Annotated in this window: 1 protein-coding gene; it reads left to right on the top strand. The window is 23.7% G+C overall.

Annotated elements, in window-relative coordinates:
• Positions 1 to 99: 99 nt before the first annotated feature.
• Positions 100 to 279 (top strand): hypothetical protein (locus tag ACYSM9_RS21965; protein ID WP_461859058.1); only part of this gene is annotated, 180 nt, incomplete at its 3' end.

Genomic DNA, 279 nt, shown 5'->3' with positions numbered 1-279 from the left:
ATTAGCTACTCCTATAATTTCGCTCAAAGAGTAATTATTTATTTATTTTTGTACAAAAAGCAGTTATAATATTACTTTTTTTATATCGAGATTTAAATTATGTTCAAACATGTTGAAGTTAAATATGAGCAATTAGTATATGCAAGTATAAGAGTAGTTGAAAAATCTAAGTTAGACGAGTATCAAAAACTATTTAACAATGAAATTTTTATAACACCTGAAGAACTTACTGATAGCATTTCCTTACCTCAAATTTTATTGAAAAAACTGAATTCTAAA

It is taken from the genome of Arthrobacter sp. C152 (genome assembly GCF_054890965.1).
This window is presented reverse-complemented; position numbering and strand designations above follow the sequence as displayed.